The following is a 21,719-nucleotide window of genomic DNA, read 5'->3' as shown; positions in this document are numbered from 1 at the left end:
TGCGTACGAGACCACCCCCGGCCGGGTGAACGGGGAATTCGCCCGGGACTCCATCTCCAGGGGGAGATCTTGCGCAGACAAGTGAAAAGAGCTGCCGCGGCCGGTGTGGCCACGGCAGCGGCCGTCGCGCTCGCAGCGGGTATGACCAGCCCGGCGTCCGCGAGGCCGGCGGAGCGCACCCCGGCAGGCGCCTCCGCGCTCACCGCCAGGACCCATGTCACCCTCATCACCGGTGACCGGGTCGCCCTCGACGCCAAGGGCCGCATCGTCGGCCTGGAGCGGGCCGAGGGCCGCGAGCACATACCCTTCCAGGTCCGGCGGACCGAGGGGCACACGCTGGTCGTCCCCGCCGACGCGGCCCGCCTGGTGGCCTCCGGCACGCTGGACCAGCGGCTGTTCGACGTCACCGAGCTGAACAAGGCCGCCACCCGCAGGGCCCAGAAGAACGGCCTGAAGGTGATCGTCGGCTACCGCGGCAGCGCCGCGAGGGCCAAGGCCGTCGTCCGGGACGCGGGTCATCTGCGCCACAGCCTGGCCGCGCTCAACGCCGACGCCGTGCAGGCCCCGGTCCAGGACACCGCCGCGCTGTGGCACGCCGTCACCGACGGCGACCGGACCGCCTCCGGCATCGCGCACGTCTGGCTCGACGGCGTCCGCAAGGCCTCCCTCGACACGTCGGTGCCGCAGATCGGCGCCCCGACCGCGTGGAAGGCCGGCTACACCGGCAAGGGCGTGAAGGTCGCCGTCCTCGACACCGGCGTGGACACCAGCCACCCGGACCTCAAGGACCAGGTGATCGAGTCCAGGAACTTCTCCGGCGCCAAGGACGCCACCGACCACTTCGGGCACGGCACGCACGTCGCGTCCATCGTGGCGGGCACCGGCGCAAAGTCCGGCGGGAAATACACGGGTGTCGCACCGGGCGCCAGGATCCTCAACGGCAAGGTGCTGGACGACTCCGGCTCCGGTGACGACTCCGGCATCCTCGCCGGCATGGAGTGGGCGGCCTCCCAGGGCGCCTCCGTCGTCAACCTCAGCCTCGGCGGCTACGACAGCCCCGGCATCGACCCGCTCGAGGCCGAGGTCGACAAGCTGTCCGCGGAGAAGGGCATCCTGTTCGCGATCGCCGCGGGCAACGACGGCCCCCACTCGATCGGTTCGCCGGGCAGCGCGGACGCCGCGCTCACCGTCGGCGCCGTCGACAAGCAGGACAAGCTCGCCGACTTCTCCTCCACCGGCCCGCGCGTCGGCGACGGCGCGATCAAGCCGGACGTCACCGCGCCCGGCGTGGACATCACCGCCGCCGCGGCCAAGGGCAGCGTCATCGACAAGGAGGTCGGCGAGAAGCCCGAGGGCTATCTGACGATCTCCGGCACCTCGATGGCCACCCCGCATGTCGCGGGCGCCGCCGCGATCCTCAAGCAGGAGCACCCCGACTGGGGCTACGCCGAGCTCAAGGGCGCGCTGACCGGCTCCGCGAAGGGCGGCGCCTACACGCCGTTCCAGCAGGGTTCGGGCCGTATCGCGGTGGACAGGGCCATCACGCAGTCCGTGATCGCCGAGCCGGTCTCGGTCGGCTTCGGCGTGCAGCAGTGGCCGCACACCGACGACAAGCCGGTCACCAAGAAGGTGACGTACCGCAACCTCGGCGACCAGGCCGCCACCCTCACCCTGGGCAGCACCGCCCTCGACCCCAGGGGTAATCCGGCCCCGGCGGGCTTCTTCACGCTCGGCGCGACCAAGGTGACCGTCCCGGCCCACGGCACGGCCTCCGTCGACCTCACCGTCAACACCAGGCTGGGCGGCACCCTCGACGGCGCCTACTCGGCCTACGTGACCGCGACCGGTGCCGGCCAGACGATCCGCACGGCCGCCGGGGTGACGCGGGAGGTGGAGTCGTACGACGTCACGCTGAAGTTCATCGGCCGTGACGGCAGGCCGGCGAAGAACTACAGCGCCGGCCTCACCGGTGTCGCCGGTCTCGCGAACGGCACGGACGTGAGTCCGTACGACGCGTCGGGCACGGTGAAGGTGCGCGCGCGGAAGGGCACGTACATCCTCAACACCTCCGTGTTCACCGACCCCAAGGACTTCGGCAAGGGCGTCGACTGGATCGCCCAGCCGAAGCTGACCGTCGGCAAGAAGCAGACGATCACGATCGACGCGCGCAAGACCAAGCCGGTCGACATCACCGTCCCGGCCAAGGGCGTCACGTCGCAGTTCGCCTACCCGGGCTTCGACCTCAGGGTCGGCGACGGCGACTACAGCTACGGCTTCTTCCTGGACTCGTACAACAACTTCCGCACCGCCCACCTGGGCCCGAAGCTGCCCGCCGGGTCGCTGTACCAGCAGTGGGACGCGCACTGGGCCAAGGGCGCGAGCGAGGAGTACGACGTCACGACCGGCGGCCCGGTCAAGCAGCTCGCCACCGGCTACACCAAGCACTTCAAGGCGAGTGAGCTGGCCACGGTCAAGGTCCGGCTCGGCGCCTCCGCGAGCGGCAAGACCGGCTCGATCGGCGCCACCGGCTGGCTGCCCGGCAGCTTCGGCGCCTCCTCGATCGACATCCCGCAGAAGCTCCCCGGCACCCGCACCCTGCACCTGTCCGCCACCGGCGGGGCGAACTGGCAGCTGCAGTTCACCCAGTACGGCGGCAAGGACCAGGACGGCTTCCCGGTCGCCGAAGCGGGCTACCGGCTCGGCGAGTTCACCTTCAAGCCCGGCCGCACGTACACCAAGACGGTCAACACCGCGGTCTTCGGGCCGCACGTCGGCGCCGGTCTCGGCCTGTTCCGCGACGGCAACGCGATGTACGGCTCGCTGCCGCTGTTCGCCGACTCCGGCAGATACGCCGGGTACTCCGACTTCACCTCGGTGAAGACGACCCTGTACCGCAACGGCACCAAGGTCGCCTCCAACGCCGACCCGCTGTTCGGCGAGACCTTCACGGTGCCGGCCGGTGACGCCGCGTACCGGCTGACCACCTCGGTCACACGCTCGGCCAAGGTCGCGGAGGCGTCGTCCCGCATCGACGCGACCTGGACCTTCCGCTCGAAGAAGCCGTCGGGCGACGGTTTCACCGAGCTGCCGTCCTCCACCCTGCACTACGGCATCGAGACCGGCCTGGACAGCCGCGTCACCGCGGGCAGGACGGTCACCTTCCCGGTCACCGTGGAGGGCTCGGCCGCGGGCAGGAACCTCAAGTCCCTGACGGTCTACGTCTCCTACGACGGCAGGACCTTCCAGAAGGTCGACGTCAAGGGCGGCAAAATCACCCTGAAGAACCCGGCGAAGGGCAGGTCCCTCACCCTCCGCTCCAAGATCACCGACAGGAAGGGCAACACGTCGGAGATCACGATCTGGGACGCGTACTTCGGCAAGTGAGCCGTAGCGCCCGGTGAATCCGTAGCGCCCTGGGCAGCAGGGCGCTACGGGACCGACGGGGCCGCCCGGGTGGCGTCCGTGCCCCAACTGGCCAGCAGACGCAGGGAGTCGGCGGACAGGGAGCCCGGCTCGGCGTGGTAGGTGATGAGGGACTGGTCCGCGTCGCCCGCCAGGCGGAAGGACTCGAAGTTCAGGGCGAGGTCGCCGACCAGCGGGTGGTGCAGGTGCTTGACGCCGTGGTTCTTCTCCTTGACGTCATGCGTCGCCCACAGCCGCCGGAACTCCTCGCTCTTCACCGACAGCTCGCCCACCAGGGCCGACAGCCGAGGGTCGTCGGGGTAGCAGCCGGCGTCCATCCGCAGCGCGCAGACGATGTCGATCGCCTTCTGCTCCCAGTCGACGAAGAGATCGCGGTAGTCGGGCCGCAGGAACACCAGCCGCGCCCAGTTCCGCTCGGCCGGCGCCAGCTCCGCCCAGTCACCGAAGAGCGCCGCCGCCATCCGGTTCCACGCCAGGATCTCCGAGCGCCGCCCGACGATGTACGCCGGTACGCCGTCCATCGTGTCCAGCAGCTGCAGCAGCGCGGAGCGGACCTGCTGCTGCCTGGCGGCCGGCTTCTTCTTGTGCGACTTCGGCTTCGCCAGATGCGTGAGGTGAGCATGCTCGGCGTCCGTCAGCCGCAGGGCGCGGGCGATCGCGTCCAGGACCTCCGCCGAGACGTTACGGCCGTTGCCCTGCTCCAGGCGCGTGTAGTACGCCACCGACACCCCGGCCAGCTGCGCCAGCTCCTCGCGGCGCAGCCCCGGCACCCGCCGGTGCCGGCCGAAGTCCGGCAGCCCCACGTCCTCCGGCTTCAGCCGGGCCCGCCGGCTGCGCAGGAACTCGCTCAGCTCGGCCCGCCGGTCCAGTGCGTGCCCCGCGGTGCCCGCGGCTGCTCCGGTGGCTTCCGGCTGTCCGTCCGTACGTTCCATACGTCCAGTATTCCTGGTCGTACGCACAGCATCCTGACCCCGCCAGTGGTACGCACGGCAGTCGTACGCAAGGCCGTGACCTGGGCGGACCGCGGAACATGCGGCAGGCTGGTGATCGTGCCCGGCCGAAGGCAGCCAGGGCACGCCGACCCCCGCTAGGAGAACCCCGGCATGACCACAGTTGTTGCCGCATACGCCGCGCCCGCCGCGAAGGCCCCGCTGGAGCGGACGACCATCGAGCGACGCGCGGTCGGCGAGTTCGACGTCCTGATCGACATCAAGTTCGCCGGTATCTGTCACTCGGACATCCACCAGGCCCGGGACGGCTGGCGCCCCGGCACCTTCCCGATGGTGCCCGGCCACGAGATCGCGGGCGTCGTCACCGAGGTGGGCGCCGGTGTGACGAGGTTCGCCGTCGGCGACCGGGTGGGCGTCGGCTGCATGGTCGATTCCTGCCGTGAGTGCGAGAACTGCAAGGCGGGCCTGGAGCAGTACTGCTCGAACGGCCCGACCTGGACGTACAACGACACCGGCAAGGACGGGCAGCCCACCCACGGCGGCTACGCGCAGAAGATCGTCGTCGACGAGAACTACGTCGTCCGCATCCCGGACGGCCTGTCCCTCGACGTGGCTGCCCCGCTGCTCTGCGCCGGCATCACCACCTATTCGCCCCTGCGGCACTGGAACGCCGGCCCCGGCAAGAAGGTCGCCGTCGTCGGCCTCGGCGGTCTCGGCCACGTGGGCGTGAAGATCGCACACGCGCTGGGCGCGGAGGTCACGGTCCTCTCCCAGTCCCTGCGCAAGAAGGACGACGGCCTGAAGCTGGGCGCCGACCACTACCACGCCACCAGCGACCCGAAGACCTTCGAGGAACTGGCGGGCACGTTCGACCTGATCCTGAACACGGTCTCGGCCCCGCTGGACTTCGCCGCCTACCTGTCCCTGCTGCGCACCGACGGCAGCATGGTCAACGTGGGCCTGCCGGAGGAGCCGGTCCAGATCGTGCTCCAGTCCCTCTCCGGCAACCGCCGCAGCCTGAGCAGCTCCGGCATCGGCGGCATCGCCGAGACCCAGGAGATGCTGGACTTCTGCGCGGAGCACGGCATCGGCGCGGAGATCGAGCTGATCAGCGCGGAGGAGATCAACGAGGCGTACGAGCGGGTGCTGTCGAGCGACGTCCGCTACCGCTTCGTGATCGACACGGCGACGATCTGACGCCACTGTGGCTGCTGGGTCCGCGGCCCAGCAGCCACAACTGCTTGATGGGTGCGCCGTCCCGGTCCCGCGCTACTCGAGAGGGAAGCCCTCCCCGGCGCCGTAGGACCGGACGACCGCACCCGCGTCACCCTCCGTGGGCCGCACCACATGGACGCGCCCGCGCCCCGCCACCCGCGCCTTCCCCTGCTCCACCGTCAGCAGGGTGTTCTCGTCCACGGCGACCCCGTACGGCGCCTCGCCCCGCCCGACCACCGTGACCAGCCGCGCCAGCGTCCCCCACTGGGCGGCGTGGACGTCCACCGCGAACGGCACGAGCCCGAGCCCGGCCCGCACCTCGACCTCCGCCAGATCCTCCCCGGTCTCCTCCGGGCACACCGGTACCCCGTCCACCAGCCAGCCGCCGACCACCGCCCGGCGCGCGGCGACGGCCGCACCGGCGGAGAACCCGGCGTACGGCACACCGCGCGCGGCGAGCAGCCCCGGAAGCCGGTCCAGGCTCTCGGCGAGCGCCTCCTGGTACGCGGGCGTCAGACCGCCGCAGACCAGCAGCCCGTCGATTCCTTCCAGCGCTGACTCCGGCTCCAGCCGGCCGCCGAGCGGCACCAGCAACGGCACCGGCGTGCACTCTCCCGCCGTGTGCAGCGCCGCCGCGTACCGCGCGAACTGGTCCGCCCCGTCCCCCTCGTCGAGGACCAGACACCCGATGCGCCGCTCCCCCGCAACGGCTCGCAGAAACGGTGCGTACACCTCGGGCGCGTCCCACCCGCCGCCGATCAGAAATGTGCTCAACTCGATCCCTCCCAGGGGAATGTACGGGGACGCGGGTGACGCCGTCGCCGGAATTACCCGGCCGGACCCAGCAGTGCGGCCGCGTTGCCGCCGAGGACGCGCTCGCGGACCTCGCCGGACGCCGTCGCCCGCTCCACCATGGCGCGGGCCACGACCGGGTCGCCGTAGGGCGCGTCGGAGCCGAACAGGGTGCGCTCGGGGAGTTCGCGGACGGCAAGCCGTACGGCGATGACGAGGAAGGCGGTGGACAGCTCCAGGTACGTGCCCGGTGTGTCCCGGACCAGTTCGATCGCCTCCATCCAGTGCAGACCGCCCAGCTGGCTGACGACGAGCGGGACGCGCGGGTGGCGGCGGGAGAGCGCGGCGAGGGTGCGCAGGTCCTCGGCGGTGGTCGGTGCGAAGCCGTGGACGACGACCGGCAGTCCGCCGTGGTCGGCGGCGGCCCGCAGCACAGGCTCCAGCCGGTCGGCTCGCCCCGGTGCCGGGGTCACCTCGCCGATCCCGCGCAGCCCGCGCCCCACCACGTCCTCGGCGACGGCCCGTTCGACCTCCGCGTCCGGCAACTCCAGCGGCACGGACCCGAACCCGATGAACCGCTCCGGATGTGCGGCGACCGCCGCACTCACCTCGTCCAGGGCGGGCGCGAAGGCCTCCCGGGAGCCGCCCGTTCCGCCGAGCGCGGTGTCGAGCACGGCGAACTCCCGGCGCAGTCCGGCGAGATCGACGGCGCGCTCGGGATGCGGCCGGGTCGGGAACAGGACGGCCCTGTCGACACCGGCGGCGTCGAGGGCCTCCAGGTGGAGGCCGACGGGGTCGTGTACGTGCCCGTGTGCGTCGATGATCACTTTCTCGCTCCCCGGGAGTGGTGAAGTGGCGCTTGCCGGGGGAGCGTCGCAGCCTGACACGGTGACAAGGTCAAGCGAACGGCAGGGAGAGAGGGAGGCAGGCGTGCTGATCGGCGAGTTGGCCACCCGCACCGGCACCAGCCCGCGCCTGCTGCGGCACTACGAGTCCACGGGCCTCCTGACCCCGCACCGGCGCCCCAACGGCTACCGCGAGTACGCGGAGGCGGACATCCCCCGCGTCCTGCGTATCCGCACCCTCCTCGCGGCGGGCCTGCCGACCCGTGTCGTGGCGTCCCTGCTGCCCTGCACGACGGACACGGAGACCGGCCCCGCCCTCAGCCCCTGCCCCGGAGTCCCCGAGGCACTGCGCCGGCGCCTGGCCGAGCTGGACGAGCGGGCCAGGCGCCTGGAGGCCGAGCGGACGGAACTGCGGCGGCTGCTGGGCGAGTTGGGGTGACGGGGTGACGAGGTGGCGGGGTGGCCGATCACGCCGTTCCGGACGGCTTCGGCGCCGGCGGGGGCAGGAGCGTCGTGTCGGAGAGCGCGGGGACCGACACGTCGACCGCGAGACCGTAGTGGGAGTAGTAGGCGGTCGACGTCTGCTCACCGGCGGCGGTCCGCGTCCGGGTCCGCTTCTCCACCAGCAGATTGCGGCTGTCGACCCAGACGTCGACGTGCTCCTGCGTGATGCCCTTCGCCGCGAGCTCCTCCTTGAGGGACTTCACGTCGTCGGGCGTCAGGCCCCGGCCGCGGAGAGTCGCCAGCCGGGACGCGTCCAGCGTGCCCGCGTAGTGGGTGGTGGCCACGCCGTGAACGGTCTCCCGGCCGACCCGGTGCACGTCGCCGCTCGCGATCAGCATCCGCACCGACAGGGTCGGGTTGGCCTGCCGGATCATGTCCACCCTGGCCTTCTGCGTGGCGCTCTGCGCGGCGAGCATGCCGAGGGGGGTCCGCAGCCAGTGCTTGCCGCCTGTCAGCTTCAGGAACTTCGCCGGCGTGCTCATGTAGATGGCGTCCTTGCGGAACTCGAACCGCGCGTTCGTGATCTGCGGCGACGACGGCATCGTCAGCGTGAAGTCACCCTGCTGGCCGTCGGCCCAGTCCAGCTCCCCGGTCATCCGCGCCCGCAGGACACCGTCGACCCTGTGGATCCCCTCCACCCGGGCCGAGTGCTCCTTCGCGCTGGCGTCCTCGACCTTGACCAGGTCGGCCGTCAGCGCGAGGGCGGCCTGCGTCTGCCCCTGCGCCGAGGGAGTGGGCCCCGCACCGCTCCCTCCACAGCCCGAGACCGGGCCCAGGACCGCCACGACGGCCACGACCGCCGAAGCCGTACGGAACCGCAGACCACGCATGACGCCCCCCGATGTATCTCGTCCATGTCTCATGCCACTTGATCGAAAAGTTGTTCAGCTCAACGATGATGATGACCGAGACAGCGGCAGTCGACCCTTGCGGCATTCCGATTCCGAAACGAGGGCCGGCCGTACTGGTGCCGGACTCCGCCGGCTTGCTAGGCACCTGCCATGCAGACTCAGGTGTGGGGATCGTTGATCGGTGTCGCGCTGGGCGGAATCCTGTCGTACCTCGCTCAGCTCACCACGGCTCGGCAGGTCAGCCGGGCCGAGGACGTCCGGCACGCGGCTCAGCTGGGCGAGGCCCGGCGCGCGGAACAGCTGTCGCTGGTGCGCGAGTTCATCGGACTGGCTCAGGAAGGGATATTCCTCGCCTCGGCGCGGGACTCCGCGCCCGACTGGGAAGCCGCGGGGACACCCGAGTGGGGCGCGGCCGCCAGGAGCCTCAACGAGCGCCTCTGGGCGTGCGAGCGCATGATCAAGGTGCTGTTCCGTCAGGAGATCTTCGAGCGTGCCTGGGCCTATGCGTCCGCGGTGGACCACGTCCTGTGGCGCCTGCCGGACGAAGCCGCTGCCGAGGGGCCGCTGTGGGACAGCCTGACGGGGCCCGAGACCGCGTTCCTGGAGGCGGTACGCGCCGAATTCGGTTAGCGCGAGATCGTGAGCCGTGCGGTCAGGGCGGCATCGGTTCCGTTCCGTGGCCCCTAGGGGCTCAGACGCCGACCCCAGGGGATGTCCCGTACGTCGCCCGGGGGTCGCACGTCGTCCGCGTACGTCTCTGAGTGGACGTCAGGTCTCCACCTCCGTACGGACGTCAGCTCTGCCGCCCCCGTTCTAGCGTCACCACCATGACAAGAACCCGTCGTACAGCCACCGCTGTCGTGCTGGCCCTCGTCCTTCCGCTGCCCGTGGCCATGGCGGCCCCCGCGCTGGCCACCACCACAACCGCCACCGCCTCGGCCGGCGTGCACCGCACCCTCGCGGCCACCGCCACCGATGCCCCTGCCGTCACCCCCGCCGAACTGCCCGCCCCGACCGGGCCGTACGCGGTCGGCCGGGACATCCTGCACCTCGTCGACGAGCACCGCCAGGACCCGTGGGTCCCCTCGGCGGGGCCCCGACAGCTCATGGTGTCGATGTACTACCCCGCCCGGCCCGGCACGGGCGGACCCGCCCCCTACATGACCACCGAGGCCGCCCGGCTGATGCTCCAGATGAAGATCCCGGGCACCACGATTCCGCCCGAGGCCGTCAGCGAGACCCGCACCTGGTCGCACACCGATGCGGTGCCGCGACACGGCAGGTTCCCGCTGGTCCTGCTCTCTCCCGGCTTCACCATGCCCCGCACGGAAATCACCAGCCTCGCCGAGGACCTGGCCGGCCGAGGCTACGTCGTCGCCCTCGTCGACCACACCTACGAGAACTCCGGCACCACGTTCCCCGACGGGAAGACCCTCACCTGCACCATCTGCGACGACCCGGACGCGCACCCGCCTCAGGCCATCGAGGAGAGCCGGGCGAAGGACCTCTCGTTCGTCATCGACGCCCTGACCAGCCACCGCCACCCGGCCTGGCGCCACGCCCACATGATCGACGGCAGGCGGATCGGCGTGGCGGGACACTCCCTCGGCGGGGCCTCCGCGATCCCCGCCATGGCCCACGACAAGCGTGTGCTGGCCGGGGTCGACCTCGACGGCACCATGTTCGCGCCCGTGCCCGACGACGGCCTGGGCGGCCGCCCGTTCATGATGATCGGCCACCCCACGGGCACCGACGAGGATCCCACCTGGACCGATGCCTGGAGCCGCCTCAAGGGCTGGAAACGATGGCTGACCGTCACCGGCTCCAACCACGCCAGCTTCACCGACATCCCCGTCCTCGCCGAGAAACTCGGCATCCCCGAACCCCCCGGCACGACGCTCTCCCCCCAGCGCGCAGTCCACCTCACCCGCACCTACGTCGCCGCCTTCTTCGACCTCCACCTACGGGGCATCCCGGAACCCATCCTGAACGGCCCCACCTCGGCCTACCCGGAGGTCCGCTTCCACGCACCGTAGGCGGCCGGTTCACCTCTCTCACAGGCGGCGCAGGACCTGCGCCTCCACCCGCTCGACCAGCGTGCGGCCGTACGCGTGCACGAGGGAGAGATGGAAGAGGGACGGCGCCAAGGGTGCCCAGCGGTGGATGCGGTCGGTCCGCACCATGTACTTGACCACTGTGGCCGGCCGGAAGGGAACGTAGTCGATGGTGTGGTGTTCCCAGCGATCGGCGACACCCCGGCTCATGCGTGCTTGAAGACTCGCGCTGGAGAGGTCCTTCAGCCGGGCGTAGAAGTGACCGCTCCAGTGGCGCTTGTCTATGTCCAGGACGAAGGCCAGGAGATCGAGAGAGTATTCGTGGGGCTCCAGGGACAGCTCCTCCCGCATCCCGCGACGGGCCACCGCGTGCAGGTCCGGTGCGCTCCTCCCCGAAGAATCGATGTGCCTGGAAAGACCCTCGTTGACGGAGGAGTTCCAGACACCTGGTGCCATGCGTACCCGGTTGCTTCGCTGGCTCACGACGAGCATGTCGTCGGCGGTGACCACGGCGACGTTGACGGTGAAACTGCACTGGAGAAAGGACGGAGCCGCCAGTGGGTCATCGGGATTCAGATAGCGGGACCGGGGCGTGGTGCCGTCAGAAAGCCTTCGGTCCAGTTGCTGAGCGGCGAGGAACGTGTAGTAGTCGGTGGGGCGCAGCCGCAGGTGAATTTCGGGGCTCTCCTCGAGAGGGCTACGGGAGATGTCGAAAGACTCGACGGCGTAGCGCGGACCGTTCCACAGCGGTGTGCGTCCCTCCGCCCGCAGTCGCTCGCCCTCCTCGGCGATCTCCTCCCGCCAGTCGGCCATGTCCGGTGGCAGAACCACCTCTTCGTCGAGCACCTGGATGTTGATGGCTTCCGGAGGTACCGGGGACGACCCGTCGCCTTCGACGATCAATGCGGAAGTCTGCAGGGGCCCGAGCGAGAACGTCTGCCACGCGGGCCCTGACTCCTCCCGCCGCCGCATGGTGCGAATCGCGGTCGTGGAGCGCTTGCGCAGTCGGTACCAGGCGTCCTGCAACGGCTGTTGGAACAGCACGGCGCAGACCATGCCGAGTAGGGCGCCCACCACTCCGTTGACAACGTCGATTCCATCCATGCCAGAGACACTAAGGATCTTGCTGCTGCCGGGAGCCGTCGTGCCTCATCCGTTACCCGGTGGTCTGCGCGGGCTACTGCTCCGTGGCTTCCGGCGCCGGAGCGATGCCGGTCGAGTCCGGAAGCCGACCCCGATGTCCGGCCCGGCTTCCGGTCCCGGATTCGGGGCTCGGCCCGGCCTTCGCGCTCAGCCCGGCAGGCTGGCCGGGCTGCCGCCGTTGGCCTCGTAGCCGGCCACCGCCAGGGCGCGGTAGACGGCGAACTCGGCTGCCGGGTCGGCGGACAGGGTCCAGGGCAGTGCGCCGACGTGGCCGTCGACGTGTATCAGCTGCTGCATGGCCTCCGCCCAGCGCTCGGCGCGGACCAGGAAGAAGATCAGCAGATGGCGCACGTGCGCCAGCATCGGATCGTCGGGGCGGGCCGAGTGCACCGCGTGCAGGGCGCCGTGCATCGCCTTGGTGACGACCTCGCTCTGGTAGAAGCCCGCCACCAGGTTCACCTCGGGCAGGTGCTCGAAGACCGCGAACAGCGGCAGCGCGGCGAGCAGCGAGCCCTGCGGGGCGCGGGCCGCGGCGGCCTCGGCGAAGGAGTACGCCAGCTCGCGCGAGCCGTGCCACTTCTCGCACCAGTAGTGCAGTGCGGCCAGGTGCGCGCCCATGTGATGCGGCGCGCGGTCGAGGATCCTCAGCCAGAGCTGCTCGAACTCGGCCTGGGGATAGGCCAGTCCACGGGCGATGGACAGCTCGATGATGTACGGCACCGGGTCGCCGGGCGCCAGCAGCGCCGCCTGCCCGCACGCCTCCCGGGCCTCCTCCATGATGATCCGGAAGTCGTCCGTGCCCGGCGTCGACGTACGCCACGCCTGCTGCACCAGGAATTCCGCGTGCACGGCGGCGCCGCCCGCGTCCTTGGGCTGCTCGGCCCGCCACACCCGCAGCCACTGGCCGCCCGGCGTCTCGTGCACCCCGCCGGGACGCTGCTGCAGCTCCAGCGCGGCGGCACCCGCGAAGGCCTGCACCCGCTGCCAGCGCCGCTCGCCCTCCTGCTCGGTGCCCGCCAGCAGCTGGGCGGCCGCCCGATAGTCCTGCGTGCGCTGCACCAGCTCCAGCACGTCCAGCAGGTCCTGGTCCGGACCGGGCATGCGTATGTCCAGCTCCTCCTGGCGCACGAAGCCGTAGTCCGCCGGGTCGGCGGCGTCCGGGTGCTCCGGGGGAACCTGCTCGATCATCCCGCGCCTGCGCCGCAGGAACGGGAGCAGGACGAAGCTCAGCATGAGCAGCGCCATCACCAGCCAGAGAATCGCCATGCCCCAAGCGAACCAGACCCCGCCGACAATTGGCCAACCCCGCCGCGAGGCTGTGGAAAACTCCGGTCCGGGTCATGACAGGCAGGGAAAACCCTCGTCCCGTACTCCTCGCGGCACTCCCCGAGCCCAGCGTGCGACGGCATCCGGCGGGGCGCACTACGCTCGGTGCACATGAGCGACAGGCAGATCAGTCAGCACTTCGAGACTCTCGCGATCCACGCGGGCAACACCGCGGATCCCCTCACTGGCGCGGTCGTCCCGCCCATCTACCAGGTCTCGACCTACAAGCAGGACGGCGTCGGCGGGCTGCGCGGCGGTTACGAGTACAGCCGCAGCGCCAACCCCACCCGTACCGCACTGGAGGAGAACCTCGCCGCGCTGGAGGGCGGCCGTCGCGGCCTCGCGTTCGCGTCCGGTCTCGCGGCCGAGGACACCCTGCTGCGCACGCTGCTCACCCCCGGCGACCACGTGGTCATCCCCAACGACGCCTACGGCGGCACCTTCCGTCTGTTCGCCAAGGTCGCCACCCGCTGGGGCGTGGAGTGGTCCGTCGCCGACACCAGCGACCCGGCCGCCGTGCGGGCCGCGATCACCCCGAAGACCAAGGCCGTCTGGGTGGAGACCCCCTCCAACCCGCTGCTCGGCATCACCGACATCGCCGCCGTCGCCCAGGTCGCCCACGCCGCGGGCGCGAAGCTCGTCGTCGACAACACCTTCGCCACGCCCTACCTCCAGCAGCCGCTGTCGCTCGGGGCGGACGTCGTCGTGCACTCCCTGACCAAGTACATGGGCGGTCACTCGGACGTGGTCGGCGGCGCGCTGATCGTCTCCGACCAGACGCTCGGTGAGGAGCTGGCCTACCACCAGAACGCGATGGGTGCCGTCGCAGGCCCCTTCGACTCCTGGCTGGTGCTGCGCGGAACCAAGACCCTCGCCGTGCGCATGGACCGGCACAGCGAGAACGCCACGAAGATCGCCGACATGCTGACCCGGCACGCGCGCGTGACGCAGGTGCTCTACCCGGGCCTGCCCGAGCACCCCGGCCACGAGGTCGCCGCGAAGCAGATGCGGGCGTTCGGCGGCATGGTGTCCTTCCGCGTCGAGGGCGGCGAGGAGGCCGCCGTCGAGGTGTGCAACCGCGCCCAGGTGTTCACCCTCGGCGAGTCGCTCGGCGGCGTGGAGTCCCTGATCGAGCACCCCGGCCGGATGACGCACGCCTCCGCGGCGGGCTCCGCGCTGGAGGTCCCCGCCGACCTGGTGCGCCTGTCGGTCGGCATCGAGAACGTCGACGACCTGCTCGAGGACCTTCAGCAGGCCCTGGGCTAGCCCGCCTCGGCTCCATCGGCCCGGCGCGCGCGTCCGCGTACGCGCCCCGGGCCGTGGGCTCACCAGCCCGTGAGCGGCGGGGTCGTCTGGGAGGGCGGCTGCGTCCAGGGGTGCACGCGAGCCGCCCACACGCCGAACGCGACCGCCGCGGCCCACGCCAGCAGCCACAGCACCCGGCGGACCAGCCGCCCGCGCCGCAGCAGGCGCTCGCCGCGACGCACCGCCTCCGCGCACAGATCCGGCGGCACCGGCGCTGGCGCCTGCTCCATGATCCGCCGTACGGCGGCCTCCCGCTCGGGCCGGTTCACGGCGCCTTCCACGCGCGCGCAGGGAAGTCACCACGCCCCGCACGCGTGGGGAGCGTCCCGGCACCGCAGGCCTCCCGACGGCCGTCCTGCCTCATGACGGCGCCACCTTCGTGCCCACCGCGCGCGGGCCGGCCGTGCGGGCCGGGTGCAGCAGGGTGGCCGTCGCGCGGTCGCAGACGGTGTGCACGCGCTCGGTCGGCAGCCCCAGCAGGGCCGCCGTCTGCTGCTCGGCGACACCCTCGTAGAGCCGCAGCACCAGGATCAGCCGTTCCCGCGGGGCGAGGGCGGCGAGCGGGCTGCGTGGATCCGGCCGGGTGCGGCCGAAGGCGCCGTACTGGTGCCAGGCCGTGCGCGCGAAGCGGCCGGCGAGGTACTGGCGGGCGCAGTCGTACGGGTCCTCGCCGCGCAGCCGGTCCCAGCGCGCGTACGTGTGGGCGAGCGTGCGCGTCAGCAGGCGCCGCGCGCGCGGGTTGTCGTCCGGCGCCTCCGCGGTGAGCAGCGTGGCGGCATGCAGCAGCCGCCCGGCCGCACCCGCGACGAACGCCTCGAACTCCCGGGCCCGGCGGGCATTTCGGGCCAACTGCCGATCACGCACCGCGCCTCCCCCGACAGGAGCCCTGCCCGGTACGGGTCAGGTGAACCGCGTACGCCGCAGGACCCGGTCTCATATGAGGACAGCGGCGGCCCCGGGTCAAGAGTCCGGAACCGACCGGTGCCGGCCGGGGCCCCGCGCGCGTGCCGCCGATGGGTGCCCGGCGCGTTCAGGAAGCCGGCGACGGCTCCGCCGGCGGGGTGCCCGGTGTCATCCGCGCGGAGAGCGCGCGGTTGAAGCGGGTCAGCAGCGAGCAGAACTGCTCGCGCTCCCCCGGTGCCCAGTCGTGGGTCAGCTCGGCCATCAGCTGACGCCGGGAGGAGCGCACCTCCTCCAGCCGGGCCGCCCCGCGCGGGGACAGTTGAAGCACCACTGCGCGCCCGTCCTCGGGGTGCGAGGTGCGCTTGACGAGCCCGGTGTCGACCAGCGGGGCCACCTGCCGGGTGACCGTGGAGGAGTCGATGCCCATGCTCGCGGCGAGCGCTTTCACGCCCATCGGGCCTTCGTTGTCAAGGCGGTTGAGCAGCAGATACGCCGCCCGGTCCATGGAGTTGCGTACCTGCCCGACACCGCCGAGCCGCGTCTGTTCGGCACGGCGCGCGAACACCGCCACCTCGTGCTGGAGGGTGTCGAGAAGACCGGTGTCACCGACGGTCGTCATGTCCATCGACATTTCAGGTGTTGTGGGCATGGCCGGAGGCTCACTTCATGAAGGGCTGCTGGGTTGGGGGACAGAGTACGCGGCCCGGGGGCGGACCGTACCGGCGCTGCGCAAACCGGTCTCGGAGCTTGGTCACACCCGCCGGGCACGACCGTGAACTGCGATGCTGGAGTCATGAGCTACGGCACGGCTGACTCCTTGCGTTCCGTCACCCTCGACGACGTGCGCGGCGCCCAGAAGATGCTCTCGGGCGTGGCACGGGTGACCGCGATGGAGGGCAGTCGCCACCTGTCCCAGCTGGTCGGCGCTCCCGTGCACCTCAAGTGCGAGAACCTCCAGCGGACCGGCTCGTTCAAGCTGCGCGGCGCCTATGTGCGGATCGCCGGACTGCTGCCGGAGGAGCGGGCGGCCGGGGTGGTGGCCGCGAGCGCCGGGAACCACGCGCAGGGCGTGGCGCTGGCCTCCGCGCTGCTGGGCGTGCACGCCACGGTGTTCATGCCGAAGGGCGCGCCGCTGCCGAAGATCAGCGCGACGCGCGAGTACGGCGCCGAGGTGCGCCTGCACGGGCAGGTGGTCGACGAGACGCTGGCCGCCGCCGAGGAGTACGCGGCCGAGACCGGCGCGGTGTTCATCCACCCCTTCGACCACCCGGACGTGATCGCCGGTCAGGGCACGGTCGGCCTGGAGATCCTGGAGCAGTGCCCGGAGGTGCGCACGATCGTCGTCGGCATGGGCGGCGGCGGGCTCGCGGCCGGTATCGCGGTCGCGGTGAAGGCGATCCGGCCGGACGTCAGGATCGTCGGCGTGCAGGCGGAGGGCGCGGCGGCCTATCCGCCCTCGCTGGCCGCCGGGCGCCCGGTGTCGGTGCGGAACCCGGCGACGATGGCCGACGGCATCAAGGTGGGGCGGCCGGGCCTGGTGCCGTTCGGGATCGTCAAGGACCTGGTCGACGAGGTGCGCACGGTCGGCGAGGACCAGCTGTCGGCGGCGCTGCTGCTGTGCCTGGAGCGGGCCAAGCTGGTCGTGGAGCCGGCCGGGGCGAGCCCGGTGGCGGCGCTGCTGGCCGCGCCGGACGCCTTCGAGGGCCCGGTCGTCGCCGTGCTCTCCGGCGGCAACGTCGACCCGGTGCTGATGCAGCGCGTGCTGCGGCACGGCATGGCCGCGCAGGGGCGCTACCTGGCTGTACGGCTGCGGCTGACGGACCGGCCGGGCGCCCTCGCGACGCTGCTCGGGGTGTTGTCAGTGGTCGACGCTAATGTCCTCGACGTGAGCCACGTACGCACCGATCCCCGGCTCGGGCTCACGGAGGCGGAGGTGGAGCTGCACCTCGAGACGAAGGGACCGGTGCACTGCGCCGAGGTCGGCCAGGCACTGCGGGACGCGGGCTACACGGTCATGGACTGAGTCCCGGCACCGCCCGGATCCCCGTTGTCACTCGTTCGAGTCAACCCTCTTGAGAGACGCGATACATCGCGTTATGGTGTGTCGCATGGCTGCCGGTCCGCCTGCCCGTACCCGCAGCACATTCCATCCCCGACGACGTGGAGACAGACATGCCAGGCGCCATCTATGCCGAAGGTCTGGTGAAGACCTTCGGCGACGTAAAGGCTCTGGACGGCGTCGACCTCGACGTGCCCGAGGGCACGGTCCTCGGCCTGCTCGGGCCGAACGGCGCCGGCAAGACGACGACCGTCCGCTGCCTGACGACCCTGCTGCGCCCCGACAGCGGCAAGGCGGTCGTCGCCGGTGTGGACGTGCTCAAGCACCCCGACGCCGTGCGCCGCTCCATCGGCCTGTCCGGCCAATTCGCGGCGGTCGACGAGTACTTGACCGGCCGGGAGAACCTGCAGATGGTCGGCCAGCTCTACCAGATGCGGGCGAAGCCGGCCAAGGCGCGCGCGGCGGAGCTGCTGGAGCAGTTCCACCTCGCGGACGCCGCCGACCGCCCCGCCAAGACCTACTCCGGAGGCATGCGCCGCCGGCTCGACCTCGCCGCGGCCCTGGTGGTCTCGCCGCCGGTGATGTTCATGGACGAGCCGACGACCGGCCTCGACCCGCGCAACCGCCAGCAGCTGTGGGAGGTCATCAAACAGCTCGTCTCCGGCGGTACGACCCTGCTGCTCACCACGCAGTATCTGGAGGAGGCCGACCACCTCGCCCACGACATCGCGGTGGTCGACCAGGGCCGGGTCATCGCCAAGGGCACCTCCGACCAGCTCAAGGCCCGCACCGGCGGCGAGCGCGTCGAGGTCGTGGTGCACGAGCGCGACCACATCGCGACCGCCGCGGAGGTGTTGCGGGGCTTCGGCAAGGGTGAGGTCACCATCGAGGAGCACACCCGCAAGCTCACGGTCCCCGTCACCGGCGGCGCGAAACTGCTCGCCGAGATCATCCGGGAGCTGGACACCCGCGGCATCGAGATAGACGACATCGGGCTGCGCCGCCCCACCCTCGACGACGTCTTCCTGTCCCTCACGGGACACGCGGCCGAGGGTGAGAGCAACGCGGAGAACGGCAAGGAGGCCGTGAAATGAGCGCCGTCACCGAGGCCCTGCGGGTGGCACCGCCGGGCAACCCCGTCAGCCGGTCCGTCCGTGACTCGATGGTCGTGGCGAAACGCAATCTGATCCGGATGTCCAGGATCCCGGAGATGATCATCTACGGGCTGATCCAGCCCATCATGTTCGTGGTGCTCTTCACCTACGTCTTCGGCGGTTCCATGCAGATCGGCGGCAGCACCAGCGCCACCGACTACAAGAACTTCCTCATGGCCGGCATCTTCGCGCAGACCGTCACGTTCGCGACCGCCAGCTCCGGTGCCGGGATCGCCGACGACATGCACAAGGGGCTCATCGACCGCTTCCGTTCGCTGCCGATGGCGCGCGGTGCGGTGCTGACCGGGCGGACGCTCGCCGATCTGGTGCAGACGGCCGTCACCCTGGTGGTGCTCGCCGTGGTCGCCCTGCTGGTCGGCTGGCGGGTCGGGTCCGACGGTTCCACGAACGTCGGCAAGGTGCTCGCCGCCTTCGGTCTGCTGCTTCTGCTCGGCTATGCGTTCACCTGGATCGGCGCACTGATCGGCATGTCCGTCCGCACCCCCGAGGCGGCCACGTCCAGCGGGCTGATCTGGCTCTTCCCGGTCACGTTCATCTCCAACGCCTTCGTGGACCCCGCCCATATGACCCCGTGGCTGCGGCACGTGGCCGAGTGGAACCCCTTCAGCGCGACCGCGCAGGCCTGCCGCGTGCTCTTCGCCAACCCCGGGCGGTCCGCCTCGCACGCCTGGCCCATGGAGCATCCGGTCTGGGCCTCGCTGATCTACTCGATATTGATCATCGCGGTCTTCCGCACCCTGGCGGTCCGCAAGTACCGCTCGGCCACCGCCTGACGGCCCCGGGCACGGCGAAGCCCCCGGTGTCCGCGGGATCCGGCGGACACCGGGGGCTCGATGTCAGGCAGGGCTTGTGGGTCAGCCCGAGTACGGCACGGCCTTCAGGATCCGCACCGAGGCCTTCTTGCCGTTCGGCAGCTCGTACTCCGCGTCCTCGCCGACCTTGTGGCCGACGACGCCGGCGCCGAGCGGGGACTGCGGCGAGTACGTCTCGATCTCGGAGCTCGCGTACTCGCGGGAGGCGAGCAGGAACTCGAGCGTGTCGTCCTCGTCACCGTCGAAGGCGATCGTGACGACCATGCCGGGCCCGACGGTACCGTCCGCGGAGACCGTAGCCTCGCCCACCTGGGCGTTCTCGAGAAGCTGGGTCAGCTGCCGCACGCGCAGCTCCTGCTTGCCCTGCTCCTCCTTGGCCGCGTGGTAACCGCCGTTCTCGCGCAGGTCGCCCTCCTCGCGCGCGGCCGCGATCTTGGCGGCGATCTCCGTGCGCGCAGGACCAGAAAGGTACTCAAGCTCGGCCTTGAGCTTGTCGTACGCCTCCTGGGTCAGCCAGGTGACGTTCTCACTGGTCTGGGTCACAGGGTGCTCCTCGTCGGTACTGGGAATACAAAGCATCGCCCTACCCAGAAGAATGTTCCCTCTTGGGTGGGCGAAACCACGAGCCTAACAATTCAGTGGCCAAAGGGGGAGGACATAAGCCAACAGAATCACATCAACGCAGGTCAGCGTGTACCCGTTCCGGGTGATGGATCACCCGGGTCAGCCCGTTTCAGCCCGTGTGGCAGCCGAGCAGCTCGGCCGTCGTCCCCTTCGCCGTCGTACGGAGCGTGACGACCTGGTCGATCCGTGTGGCCTTGCCGGTGAAACGGAAGTCCGCCCGGCCCACCTCGGAGCCGTCCGCCGCCTGGGAGCGCAGGGTGCAGTAGCCGTCGGTGCCGGAGTCCTTGTGGACCTCCAGATGCACCTTGACCGCGTTGTCCGAGGCATCGAAGGTGATCACCTGGGCGCTGATCCTGCTCTCGAAGACGTAGTGGTAGGCGAAGTAGCCGACGAGGGCGAGCAGGGCCGCGCCCAGCACCACGGCGGCGATCTTGAGCTTGCGGTCGGCACGCTCGTCCGAGGAGCGGCCGTAGCGGCCCTCGGGCAGCCGCGTGCTCGCCGTACTCATGATCGTCCTCTCGGCAGAACCGGACCCGGAATTATTCGCCCCCCGATTCCGTCACTATAGAAGCCGCCGATCGCGCCGAGACCACGGGGCGCCGACTTACCGAGGATTGAGTCTTGACTGACCAGTTGCGACTGATGGCCGTACACGCGCACCCCGACGACGAGTCGAGCAAGGGCGCGGCCACGATGGCGAAGTACGTGTCCGAGGGGGTGGACGTGCTGGTGGTGACCTGCACCGGCGGAGAGCGCGGGTCCATCCTCAATCCCAAGCTGCAGGGCGACACGTACATCGAGGAGCACATCCACGAGGTACGCAAGAAGGAGATGGACGAGGCCCGCGAGATCCTCGGCGTGGGGCAGGAGTGGCTCGGCTTCGTCGACTCCGGCCTCCCCGAGGGCGACCCGCTGCCCCCGCTGCCCGAGGGCTGCTTCGCCCTGGAGGACATCGACAAGGCGGCCGGTGAGCTGGTCCGCAAGATCCGCGCCTTCCGCCCGCAGGTGATCACCACCTACGACGAGAACGGCGGCTACCCGCACCCCGACCACATCATGACGCACAAGATCTCCATGGTGGCGTTCGAGGGCGCGGCGGACACCGAGAAGTACCCCGAGGGCGAGTTCGGCGCCGCCTGGCAGCCGCTGAAGCTCTACTACAACCAGGGCTTCAACCGCCCGCGCACCGAGGCGCTGCACCACGCGATGCTCGATCGGGGCCTGGAGTCGCCGTACGGGGAGTGGCTCAAGCGCTGGAGCGAGTTCGAGCGCACCGAGCGCACGCTGACCACGCACATCCCGTGCGCGGACTTCTTCGAGATCCGCGACAAGGCGCTGATCGCGCACGCCACGCAGATCGACCCGGACGGCGGCTGGTTCAAGGTGCCGATGGAGCTGCAGAAGGAGGTCTGGCCGACGGAGGAGTACGAGCTGGCGAAGTCTCTCGTGGATACCTCCCTCCCCGAGGACGACCTCTTCGCGGGCATCCGGGACAATGCCTGACATGAGCGCAAGCGTGAGCCTGGCAGTGACGCACCTCGTCCCCCTCGCCAAGGAGGTCGACCAGAACAAGGTCACCCCCGGTGTCCTCGGCTTCATCGTCTTCGCGGTGATGGCCCTGGCCGTGTGGGGCCTGATGAAGTCGATGAGCAAGCACATGAACAAGGTCGACTTCAAGGAGGCCCCGGACGCGGAGGCCGAGCAGAAGGCCGACTCCGCGGCCCAGCGGGGCTGACGC

The 21,719-nt window shown here is 70.8% G+C and carries 22 protein-coding genes; 11 read left to right on the top strand and 11 right to left on the bottom strand.

Annotated elements, in window-relative coordinates:
- The first annotated feature begins 81 nt into the window (after window positions 1–81).
- Entirely contained in the window at window positions 82–3,384 is a 3,303-nt protein-coding gene (locus tag ACH47Z_RS15945; RefSeq protein ID WP_399074222.1) for a S8 family peptidase, read from the top strand.
- Window positions 3,385–3,428: 44 nt separating this feature from the next.
- Here ACH47Z_RS15945 and ACH47Z_RS15940 read toward each other — a convergent pair whose 3' ends face one another.
- Window positions 3,429–4,355: a helix-turn-helix domain-containing protein gene (locus ACH47Z_RS15940; protein ID WP_399073847.1), complete on the bottom strand. Its 927-nt coding sequence runs from the start codon at window positions 4,353–4,355 to the stop codon at window positions 3,429–3,431.
- A gap of 171 nt (window positions 4,356–4,526) precedes the next feature.
- Here ACH47Z_RS15940 and ACH47Z_RS15935 point away from each other — a divergent pair, with 171 nt between their 5' ends.
- Window positions 4,527–5,570: an NAD(P)-dependent alcohol dehydrogenase gene (locus ACH47Z_RS15935; protein ID WP_399073846.1), complete on the top strand. Its 1,044-nt coding sequence runs from the start codon at window positions 4,527–4,529 to the stop codon at window positions 5,568–5,570.
- A gap of 72 nt (window positions 5,571–5,642) precedes the next feature.
- Here ACH47Z_RS15935 and ACH47Z_RS15930 read toward each other — a convergent pair whose 3' ends face one another.
- Window positions 5,643–6,362, bottom strand: coding sequence for a Type 1 glutamine amidotransferase-like domain-containing protein (locus ACH47Z_RS15930; protein WP_399073845.1), 720 nt, complete (start codon window positions 6,360–6,362; stop codon window positions 5,643–5,645).
- Window positions 6,363–6,415: 53 nt separating this feature from the next.
- Window positions 6,416–7,207 (bottom strand): amidohydrolase family protein, encoded by a 792-nt coding sequence (locus ACH47Z_RS15925; protein WP_399073844.1) that lies wholly within the window; start codon window positions 7,205–7,207, stop codon window positions 6,416–6,418.
- A 103-nt stretch (window positions 7,208–7,310) separates the two neighbouring features.
- On the opposite strand from ACH47Z_RS15925, the gene ACH47Z_RS15920 reads away from it, so the two are divergent.
- A complete protein-coding gene (locus ACH47Z_RS15920; protein ID WP_399073843.1) occupies window positions 7,311–7,664 on the top strand; it encodes a MerR family transcriptional regulator in 354 nt (117 codons plus the stop codon).
- Window positions 7,665–7,692: 28 nt separating this feature from the next.
- Here ACH47Z_RS15920 and ACH47Z_RS15915 read toward each other — a convergent pair whose 3' ends face one another.
- Complete coding sequence (locus ACH47Z_RS15915) at window positions 7,693–8,559, bottom strand: hypothetical protein (RefSeq protein WP_399073842.1); 867 nt, start codon at window positions 8,557–8,559, stop codon at window positions 7,693–7,695.
- A 171-nt stretch (window positions 8,560–8,730) separates the two neighbouring features.
- On the opposite strand from ACH47Z_RS15915, the gene ACH47Z_RS15910 reads away from it, so the two are divergent.
- Together ACH47Z_RS15910 and ACH47Z_RS15905 are read left to right on the top strand one after the other, a co-directional pair.
- Window positions 8,731–9,210, top strand: coding sequence for a hypothetical protein (locus ACH47Z_RS15910; protein WP_399073841.1), 480 nt, complete (start codon window positions 8,731–8,733; stop codon window positions 9,208–9,210).
- 197 nt (window positions 9,211–9,407) lie between these two features.
- A complete protein-coding gene (locus ACH47Z_RS15905) occupies window positions 9,408–10,616 on the top strand; it encodes an alpha/beta hydrolase family protein (RefSeq protein WP_399073840.1) in 1,209 nt (402 codons plus the stop codon).
- A gap of 18 nt (window positions 10,617–10,634) precedes the next feature.
- Here ACH47Z_RS15905 and ACH47Z_RS15900 read toward each other — a convergent pair whose 3' ends face one another.
- Together ACH47Z_RS15900 and ACH47Z_RS15895 are read right to left on the bottom strand one after the other, a co-directional pair.
- Window positions 10,635–11,738: a hypothetical protein gene (locus tag ACH47Z_RS15900; RefSeq protein WP_399073839.1), complete on the bottom strand. Its 1,104-nt coding sequence runs from the start codon at window positions 11,736–11,738 to the stop codon at window positions 10,635–10,637.
- A gap of 186 nt (window positions 11,739–11,924) precedes the next feature.
- The gene (locus ACH47Z_RS15895) at window positions 11,925–13,043 is read right to left on the bottom strand and encodes a hypothetical protein (RefSeq protein WP_399073838.1); all 1,119 of its coding nucleotides are present in this window, start codon (window positions 13,041–13,043) and stop codon (window positions 11,925–11,927) included.
- 171 nt (window positions 13,044–13,214) lie between these two features.
- On the opposite strand from ACH47Z_RS15895, the gene ACH47Z_RS15890 reads away from it, so the two are divergent.
- Entirely contained in the window at window positions 13,215–14,369 is a 1,155-nt protein-coding gene (locus ACH47Z_RS15890; protein ID WP_399073837.1) for a cystathionine gamma-synthase, read from the top strand.
- Between the two features lie 59 nt (window positions 14,370–14,428).
- Here ACH47Z_RS15890 and ACH47Z_RS15885 read toward each other — a convergent pair whose 3' ends face one another.
- The 3 genes from ACH47Z_RS15885 to ACH47Z_RS15875 form a co-directional block, all read right to left on the bottom strand.
- Window positions 14,429–14,677 carry a hypothetical protein gene (locus ACH47Z_RS15885; protein ID WP_399073836.1) on the bottom strand — a complete coding sequence of 83 codons (249 nt, stop codon included), beginning with the start codon at window positions 14,675–14,677 and terminating at the stop codon, window positions 14,429–14,431.
- A gap of 91 nt (window positions 14,678–14,768) precedes the next feature.
- On the bottom strand, window positions 14,769–15,272 hold the full coding sequence (locus ACH47Z_RS15880) for a sigma factor-like helix-turn-helix DNA-binding protein (protein ID WP_399073835.1): 504 nt from the start codon (window positions 15,270–15,272) through the stop codon (window positions 14,769–14,771).
- Window positions 15,273–15,438: 166 nt separating this feature from the next.
- Entirely contained in the window at window positions 15,439–15,942 is a 504-nt protein-coding gene (locus ACH47Z_RS15875) for a MarR family winged helix-turn-helix transcriptional regulator (protein ID WP_399074220.1), read from the bottom strand.
- Window positions 15,943–16,104: 162 nt separating this feature from the next.
- Here ACH47Z_RS15875 and ilvA point away from each other — a divergent pair, with 162 nt between their 5' ends.
- The 3 genes from ilvA to ACH47Z_RS15860 all read left to right on the top strand — a co-directional run bounded on the left by ilvA (window position 16,105) and on the right by ACH47Z_RS15860 (window position 19,318).
- Window positions 16,105–17,334 (top strand): threonine ammonia-lyase, encoded by a 1,230-nt coding sequence (gene ilvA, locus ACH47Z_RS15870; RefSeq protein ID WP_399073834.1) that lies wholly within the window; start codon window positions 16,105–16,107, stop codon window positions 17,332–17,334.
- A 149-nt stretch (window positions 17,335–17,483) separates the two neighbouring features.
- On the top strand, window positions 17,484–18,464 hold the full coding sequence (locus tag ACH47Z_RS15865; RefSeq protein ID WP_399073833.1) for an ATP-binding cassette domain-containing protein: 981 nt from the start codon (window positions 17,484–17,486) through the stop codon (window positions 18,462–18,464).
- Window positions 18,461–19,318, top strand: coding sequence for an ABC transporter permease (locus tag ACH47Z_RS15860; protein ID WP_399073832.1), 858 nt, complete (start codon window positions 18,461–18,463; stop codon window positions 19,316–19,318). Before ACH47Z_RS15865 ends, ACH47Z_RS15860 begins: the two co-directional genes overlap by 4 nt.
- Before the next feature lie 81 nt (window positions 19,319–19,399).
- Here the strand turns inward: ACH47Z_RS15860 and greA are convergent, their stop codons facing one another.
- Both greA and ACH47Z_RS15850 read right to left on the bottom strand, forming a co-directional pair.
- The gene (gene greA / locus ACH47Z_RS15855; RefSeq protein ID WP_399073831.1) at window positions 19,400–19,900 is read right to left on the bottom strand and encodes a transcription elongation factor GreA; all 501 of its coding nucleotides are present in this window, start codon (window positions 19,898–19,900) and stop codon (window positions 19,400–19,402) included.
- A gap of 190 nt (window positions 19,901–20,090) precedes the next feature.
- Window positions 20,091–20,489: a DUF4307 domain-containing protein gene (locus ACH47Z_RS15850; RefSeq protein WP_399073830.1), complete on the bottom strand. Its 399-nt coding sequence runs from the start codon at window positions 20,487–20,489 to the stop codon at window positions 20,091–20,093.
- Window positions 20,490–20,602: 113 nt separating this feature from the next.
- Here ACH47Z_RS15850 and mca point away from each other — a divergent pair, with 113 nt between their 5' ends.
- Entirely contained in the window at window positions 20,603–21,484 is an 882-nt protein-coding gene (gene mca, locus ACH47Z_RS15845; RefSeq protein ID WP_399073829.1) for a mycothiol conjugate amidase Mca, read from the top strand.
- Window positions 21,477–21,716, top strand: a complete 240-nt coding sequence (locus ACH47Z_RS15840) for a hypothetical protein (protein WP_399073828.1) — start codon at window positions 21,477–21,479, stop codon at window positions 21,714–21,716. The genes mca and ACH47Z_RS15840 overlap by 8 nt, the downstream gene beginning before the upstream one ends.
- The last annotated feature ends 3 nt before the right edge of the window (window positions 21,717–21,719 follow it).

This window comes from Streptomyces sp. NPDC020192 (assembly GCF_044388685.1).
Lineage (GTDB): Bacteria > Actinomycetota > Actinomycetes > Streptomycetales > Streptomycetaceae > Streptomyces.
Note: the sequence above shows the minus strand (reverse complement) of the source record. Positions and strands in the feature narration are given on the sequence as shown.